The sequence below is a fragment of the Acidobacteriota bacterium genome, assembly GCA_034211275.1.
Lineage (GTDB): Bacteria > Acidobacteriota > Thermoanaerobaculia > Multivoradales > JAHZIX01 > JAGQSE01.
This window is the reverse complement of sequence record JAXHTF010000273.1, coordinates 1-6,839: the sequence shown is the minus strand read 5'-3', so window position 1 is coordinate 6,839 and position 6,839 is coordinate 1. Positions and strand designations below refer to the sequence as shown.

Below are 6,839 nucleotides of genomic sequence, written 5' to 3'. Positions count from 1 at the left end.
CGGACCGGGAGCCGGTCTCCGGGGCCCGGTCCGGACCGACCACTCTGCCCCGCACCCTGAGGCCGAGCTCGAGCTCGATGCGCAGCTGGCTCCCCCCGGCGATCTCTTCCCACGGAACAAGCACCGTCTTCGACCGGAAATCGGGGTGGTCGACCCGCAGAATGACCTGTCGGGAGTTCTCAACGCTGTCGGACTCGCCCTCCCCCTCGACGGGAAAAGCGAAGAATCCGTCGGGAGCAGTCCGGATCTCCCCGCGGCGAAGCTCGTCCTGCGCGTCGTTCTGGGTCTCCGGGCCGGTGCCGGACCGAAACTCCGCCGGGATCAGCTCGACCCGTGCTTTCTCAATCCCCCGGCCCTTTCCATCCACGACCCAGCCCTCGATCCGCGCCCCCCCTCCGGCAGCCCTCCGCGATGGCTGGAACGGGCCGACCCAGGGCTCGACTTGCAGGACGTGGATCGGCACCTCCGAGTCGCGGACAGGGAAGGCAGCCTGATCGGGCGCAGGCTCCTCGGTAGAGATTCGCTTCGCCCGATAGACCTGATCCCCGGAGGACGAGACCAGTCTCAGCTCGTCGACCCACTTCCGCGGCTCGACCTCTGCCGCCAAGTCAGCCGAAGTCCCCTCGGCGGGCTCGGGAAGAGCCAACCAGAGGATCGTCTCTCCGCCGGTTCCGCTGGGTTGTCCGGCGGGCAGCCCCCGGAGACAAGGAAGCAGCTCCGCCATATTCCGGCCTCGGAGATCCTCCAGTCGCACTGCCGTGGGCCGGCCCGGCTCCAGCTTCACCACCAAAGACTCCTGCCCGTGGGCGCCGGCACCGTCGTGGTGCTCCCAGGTCAGAGTCCTTGGGGCCTTCCCCGGAGCCCGCACCTCGATGGTGGCCCTGTCCCCGACGGCGAGACGGACCTTGCCATCGGCACCGGTGAGGGCCCGCTGGGAATCGGGGCGCCACTCAAGGCGAGCCTCCCCTCCCTCCTCGGCATCGGATCCCGCTGCGGGCCCGGGAACTTCCAGACCGACCGTCGCTCCGGCGAAAGGCTCGCCAGCGGCCTGCACCTCGACGATCAGGGATGTGGAGGGTGCGAGGCGGACCGGTGGCAAGGAGGTTCCTTCATGAGCTGCCCAGGGGTCCAAGATCATCGGCATGCGGCCGGGGCTGCGCACGCTCCAACGAACGACCCCGGAGGCTGCGACGGGGATCCGGAACGAGCCATCCTCGGAAGTCTCGGCGGAGGCCGCCGGGGGCTGTGACGAAGAGTCAGGAGAACAGGGAGAGCTCCCCTCGCGAACCTCCACCGTAGCACCAGCCAGGGCGCTTCCCTCGGCGAGCATGACGGTGCCTCGCACGAGCTCTTGCGCGAAGGTCATCGGCGCCGAGGAGACCCAAGTTCCCAGCACCACCAGCACAGCCAGCGGTGCCCAATCGACCCGTAGCCTTCTGGTCGCAGTCCGGCTTTGCGAGAGGGCTCTCCCAGCTCTCATCGGTCTAGAGCCTCAGCCCTCAAGGAGTCCAAGAACCGACGGGCCGGATGCACCAGGAGTATCCGATGACGTTGCCGAAGCAATGGCACTTGGTGTCGCTGGTACCGTCGACGCAGAAGACCGTCACACAGACATCCACCGTGTTCATACCCGGCGGATAAGTATGCGAGCCGATGGGGCTGGTGGTGGTCTCGAACTGGGGAGGATAGGTGTTGTCGCCGTAGTCCCAGAAGAATTCATCGATACTCGAGCTGCCGCAGGAAGTCGGCGAAGCCGTTGGGCGCCGGGTATCGAAGACACAGTTATTGGGGAAGCTGGACGAGCACCAACCCTCGAAATTGGCCGTAGTTGCCGAAGCTACCAGCGCCGGAGCGATGAGAAATACCAGGGCGAGACCGAATACGATGAGCTTTCGATTCATGACGAGGCTCCTTTCAACACAGGTCCGTGAATGGCGTCGGAGCTTCGCGAAGCCCTTACCACTCTTTAGTGATTGTTGATTAAAGAATATCATTCCTGCATGAATATTCAAGTCTCGGCCCTCGCCCTGTCGTCATAAGCTGGCCCCGAGCTCCAGATTGCTCCTGGTTCCCGACGGACCGGGGAAGGCTCTGCAGAGCTCTTCCGCCCCTGCCCGTGTCGAGACGAGAATGAGTCCCGGAAAGGCGGCGAGAACAGCCCATCCCCCGTTGCAGTACACTCGCTGTCGCCGTTCTTCGGGCCGCGCCCCGAAACCGGTGTTACCGTCCCGAGAAGCTCATGAATCCCGCCCTCCCCCAATCCGCCGAGGCTCGTCTCGACGAGCTCTACGATCAGTGGTTCGAGGACGACGGCAGTCGCTTTTGCGGCGAGCTGAGCGAGGACGCCTGCCGGGAGGTGCCGGGAAACTTCTTTCTCTATGTCGCCTCGCTGGTGCTCACCAAGCTCGGGGACGCCCTGGCCAATCCCAAGACCACCCTCACCTGGGTGATGAGTGCCGCCGGGGCTCCGGGTGCTCTGGTGGGACTGCTGGTGCCCATCCGCGAATCGGGCTCCATGCTGCCGCAGATCGTCCTCGGCGGCTGGGTCCGCCGACTGGCGGTGCGCAAATGGGTGTGGGTCTTGGGCAGCGTGCTCCAGGCCTTGGCCATCGCCGGCATCGGCGCCGCCGCGGCCTTTACCTCCGGCACCACCGCCGGGCTCTTGATCCTCGCTGCGGTGGTGGTCTTCAGCCTCTCCCGCAGCCTGTCCTCCATGGCCTCCAAGGACGTCAAGGGCAAGATCCTGCCCAAGGGCCGGCGGGGGCGGGCCGGCGGCCTGGCGGCGAGCATCTCCGGAGCCCTCACCATGGGGGTCGCCCTGGCTCTGGTGGGCATCCAGCCCGGCGAGCTCTCGCCGCAAACGCTGGGGCTCCTGCTGGCTGCCGCCGGTGCCCTCTGGCTCCTCGCCGCCGGCCTCTTCGCCCGCATCGCCGAGGAGCCGGGGGAAACCGACGGCAGCGCGGACTTCTCCGATGCCCTAGAACGCCTGCGGCTGCTGCGCCGGGAAACTCAATTCCGCCGCTTCGTACTCGCCCGAGCGCTTTTCGTCTCCACCGCCCTGGCGGGTCCCTACTATGTGCTCCTGGCCCGGGAGCGAGCCGGTGAGGAGATCTCCCTGCTCGCCTACTTCGTCCTCGCCGGCGGCCTGGCGTCGACCCTCTCGTCGCTGATCTGGGGCCGCTGGGCGGACCGCTCCAGCCGGCGGGTGATGCTCACCGCCGCCGGGCTCGCCAGCGTCCTGGGGGTGCTGGTCTTCGCCGTCGCCCGCTGGCAGCAGCAGTGGCTGGACAGCCCCTGGGTGCCGCTGGTGGGCTTCTTCGTCCTCAGCATCGCCCACGAGGGCGTGCGCCAGGGCCGCAAAACCCACGTCGTCGACATGGCCGAGGGCAACCGCCGCACCGACTACGTGGCCACCGCCAACACCCTCATCGGCCTGGTGCTGCTGGCCACCAGCGCCCTGGGCGCCCTGGTCACCTGGGTCGGCCCGGAGGGCATGCTGTTGATTCTCGCCCTGCTGGGCTTTGCCGGCATCTTCGTCGGGCGCGGTCTGGACGAGGTGCAAAGCGGTGGGAGGTAGCCGGCCCCGTACTTCGAGCCCTCCGAGCTAGATTCTTCCCCATCTAACAGCTCGTGATAAATTCAACGAAAGAGAAAGTCTATTGGTTCCACTGCTCTCGGTGAGTCCTCTGGTTGGCTCCTGAGAGAAAGGAGAGCTTCGCGTGATCGAGCTCATCGGCGTGCTCCTCGCCGCCGGCATCATCGGGGACCTGACCCGGCGCCGCGGCGGCGAGCCTTGGCTGGCCATGCCCGTCGCTCTGACCGGCTATGGCCTGATCAGCTTCGTCCTGCCGCCGGGCCCGACCTTTGCCGTCGGCGGTCTCTGGCTGGTGCTCTGCTATGTCGGAGTCTTTTTCCTGCTGGGCAGAGGAAAGCGCGCCCGCTCCACCTGGCAATGCCCCGAGTGCCAATTCTTCAACCACCCGTCCACCTTGGTCTGCCCCTGCGGACAGCGCTTCGAGGAAGAAGCGCCGTCAGAGGCGGCTGCCGGCGCGGACTGAGGCAAGCTGCGGCGAAGAGCCGATGAGGCCAGGCTATCGAGCGTCCAGCGGCTTGGGGCGGTAGTCGTATTGGGCCAGGCGCTGGCGAACCTCGGTGCGCGAGGGGGCCTCGAGATCCTCCGGCCACAGGGCCTGCCAGCGGACGCACTGCTTCATCTCGGAACGGAAGGCCAAGGGCACCCGGCCATCGGAATCGAAGAAGGTCTCCACTTCCTCGCACAGAGGAGCCCAGCCGCCGGGGGCTTCGGAGCGATGCTCGGCATTGTGGGTCACCTCTCCGCCGCGCAGCACCTGCCAGGAGACTTCCATGTCCCCGTCGGCGAAGGGCCGGAAGCGGGATTCTTTGACGTCCAGACGAGCTTGCCAGCCGGCGCCCTCGCCGACTTCGAGGACCCACTGCCGGGGCTCGACCCGGGCGTAGTGGCGGTAGCTCTTGCCGCTACGCTCGTGGCGTTCCAGCAGCAAGCGCAGCACGTGGCGGCCGGCGGGCAGAGTGCGCTGGAAGGACATGGGGTCCCCCCGCAGCAGGGTCGACGCCGGCACCCAGGCGAGGACGGCGCCGTCGAGATAGACGTAGAGATCCCAGGCCTCTTCGTCCTCCCCCACTACCGGCGCGTAGAGCATCTCGAACTCGACCCGAGCCTGCCCCGCGGCTACGCCGGGAGCGGGCGCTACTGGAGGCTGGGTCGCAGGCGGCTGGGCCTTCGCTGACGGCGCGGCCGGGGCCGGCGGAGCAGCCGGCGGCGGGGTCGATGCAGCGGCGGGCACCAGGGGTGGGGCCGGAGCAGCGGGCTCCTGCGCCGCAGGAGTGGCTTCCATCTCAGTACCTCGCTCGGAAGCCGGGCTGGTGCCGCGGTCGAGGAGCTGGCCGATGAGCTCCTCGGAAGCGCCGGCCTCGGTGAGGGCGATGAGGTCTTCGGCGCTCAGTGCCCCGGATTCAGGCGCCGAGGATTCCAACCAGCGCACCACCAACGCCTCTCCCACACCCCGCTCGAGCATGGAGACCACATCCTGCACCACGGGATCGAGGGCCGCAGCCTCTTCTCCACCGCTCTCCTCCGCCGGTCCCGGCACGGGCATCGCCGCAGCCGGGCTGGCCAAACCCAAGGTGAGGCTCCCCGCCAACAACAGCGCCATGAGCCAGCGGCCCACAAGTCCGGGGGCGGAGAGCGAGCAACAGGAGTGGGGAACGACAGCGAGGGCTCTCGGGATCATCGGGGGACCTCCGGCGGTGGATTGAGGATCAGTAGGAGGCCGGCGGAACACCGGTTGATTGAAGCTAGCACGGACGCAGTCGGCCCCCTGTCGCAATGTGGTGACAGGCCGAGTACGACTCCGGCCCGTGCTGCGAAGCCATCTCTCACCCCGCTGGAGCGGGGTCTCGGCCAAGGCCCTTGCGGCACCGTAGAGGTTCCCACGGTGGACCGTGGGAACGAGCCATAGCAGAGCCCCGGAGGGGCGGAGGCATCTAGCCCGGGGTGCAAGCCCCGGGAGTGGTCGCCACATTGGAGCCCCGGCGGCACAGAAAAGCCCCGGAGGGGCGGAGGCATCTAGCCCGGGGCGCGAGCCCCGGGTGTGCGATCCGAAGAACTCCCAAGCCCCGGAGGGGCGACAGCAGCTGCTAGCCCCGGGCGGCTGGGAAGCCGGCGCTCCCAGGATTCTTGGACTGGGCTCTTCTACGGCCAGCCCCTCAATGCTCCTCTTCCGAGCCCCAGGTGCGCTCGAGGAAGCCGAGGCGGCCGGAACCCCGGGCGTAGGACTTGTAGCGCACCGGATTCTTCTTGTAGAAGTCCTGGTGGTAGTCCTCCGCCTCGTAGAACGGTCCCGCCTCGGTGATCTCGGTGACGATGGGCTTATCGAACGGGCCGTTCTCTTCCAGCTCCTGCTTGGATTCCTCCGCCAGCCGCTTCTGCTCCTCCGAGTGATAGAAGATGCCGGTGCGGTATTGGGTGCCGCGGTCGGCGAATTGGCCGTTGACCTGGGTCGGATCGATGCTGCGCCAGAAGACGTGGAGCAAGTCTTCGTAGCTCACCCGGGTCTTGTCGTAGGTGACCTGCACTGCCTCGGCGTGGCCGGTGCGACCGTAGGAGACCTGTTTGTAGGTCGGGTTCTCTTCCTCTCCGCCGGTATACCCGGAGACGACGGACATCACCCCGTCGAGCTTCTCGAAAGGCGGCTCCATGCACCAAAAGCAACCGCCGGCGAAGGTAGCGATCTCGACGTTCTCCGCCGCCACCTCCTCCACCGCCGTGCCCTGGCTCTCCTCCTCATTGGCGGGAGCGGCGCCCAGGGGACAGGCTCCGCCGCAGGCGACGCCGGATAGGAGCACGCCGGCAAGAAGCGCGACGGCGACGAAGGGAAGGAACCGCGAAGGGACGTAAGAAACATGAAATAACGAACGCATATCGGATTCTCCTGCTGGAATGAAAAAGCGACGGTCCGGGAGACTCCTGGGAGCCTCGACGGCAGGCCGCCATTGTAACCATTGGAGATACGGAGCCCGGGGTATCCCCAGATTGGCCTCGAGGCCCAAGCATTCCCCAGCGGCCCAGGAGAAGGAAATATAATGGGGACCTTCACCCTGACTCAGGAGGTCCGTCCCAAAGCCCGGATCTCGCGAAAGGAGGCCCCTATGAGCTCTCTTCCCCCAAGGAACTCGTTCCTCGGCGGTCACTCCGCCACCCTGCTGCTAGCCGCACTTCTGCTGGTCGCCACCGCGGGTCGCGCCGGCGCCGGCGCGCCGGGGCTGGGGGCCGGGTCTGATAACCATCCGACGGCCGA

6 protein-coding genes are annotated in these 6,839 nt (G+C 67.2%); 2 read left to right on the top strand and 4 right to left on the bottom strand.

Annotation, left to right across the window (positions count from 1 at the left end):
- Positions 1-1,366 (bottom strand): carboxypeptidase-like regulatory domain-containing protein (locus SX243_24535; protein ID MDY7096155.1); only part of this gene is annotated, 1,366 nt, incomplete at its 3' end.
- Between the two features lie 133 nt (positions 1,367-1,499).
- Positions 1,500-1,901, bottom strand: coding sequence for a hypothetical protein (locus SX243_24530; protein ID MDY7096154.1), 402 nt, complete (start codon positions 1,899-1,901; stop codon positions 1,500-1,502).
- Positions 1,902-2,239: 338 nt separating this feature from the next.
- On the opposite strand from SX243_24530, the gene SX243_24525 reads away from it, so the two are divergent.
- Together SX243_24525 and SX243_24520 are read left to right on the top strand one after the other, a co-directional pair.
- Positions 2,240-3,577, top strand: a complete 1,338-nt coding sequence (locus tag SX243_24525; GenBank protein MDY7096153.1) for an MFS transporter — start codon at positions 2,240-2,242, stop codon at positions 3,575-3,577.
- 142 nt (positions 3,578-3,719) lie between these two features.
- Positions 3,720-4,058: a hypothetical protein gene (locus SX243_24520; GenBank protein MDY7096152.1), complete on the top strand. Its 339-nt coding sequence runs from the start codon at positions 3,720-3,722 to the stop codon at positions 4,056-4,058.
- A gap of 33 nt (positions 4,059-4,091) precedes the next feature.
- Here the strand turns inward: SX243_24520 and SX243_24515 are convergent, their stop codons facing one another.
- Positions 4,092-5,273, bottom strand: a complete 1,182-nt coding sequence (locus tag SX243_24515; GenBank protein MDY7096151.1) for a hypothetical protein — start codon at positions 5,271-5,273, stop codon at positions 4,092-4,094.
- A gap of 475 nt (positions 5,274-5,748) precedes the next feature.
- Entirely contained in the window at positions 5,749-6,462 is a 714-nt protein-coding gene (gene msrA / locus SX243_24510; GenBank protein ID MDY7096150.1) for a peptide-methionine (S)-S-oxide reductase MsrA, read from the bottom strand.
- Positions 6,463-6,839 lie beyond the last annotated feature (377 nt).

Bases quoted from the DNA above. Each gene is read 5' to 3' on its own strand.
- SX243_24530 (MDY7096154.1), bottom strand. From the start codon at position 1,901: ATGAATCGAAAGCTCATCGTATTCGGTCTCGCCCTGGTATTTCTCATC.
- SX243_24525 (MDY7096153.1), top strand. From the start codon at position 2,240: ATGAATCCCGCCCTCCCCCAATCCGCCGAGGCTCGTCTCGACGAGCTC.
- SX243_24515 (MDY7096151.1), bottom strand. From the start codon at position 5,273: ATGATCCCGAGAGCCCTCGCTGTCGTTCCCCACTCCTGTTGCTCGCTC.
- msrA (MDY7096150.1), bottom strand. From the start codon at position 6,462: ATGCGTTCGTTATTTCATGTTTCTTACGTCCCTTCGCGGTTCCTTCCC.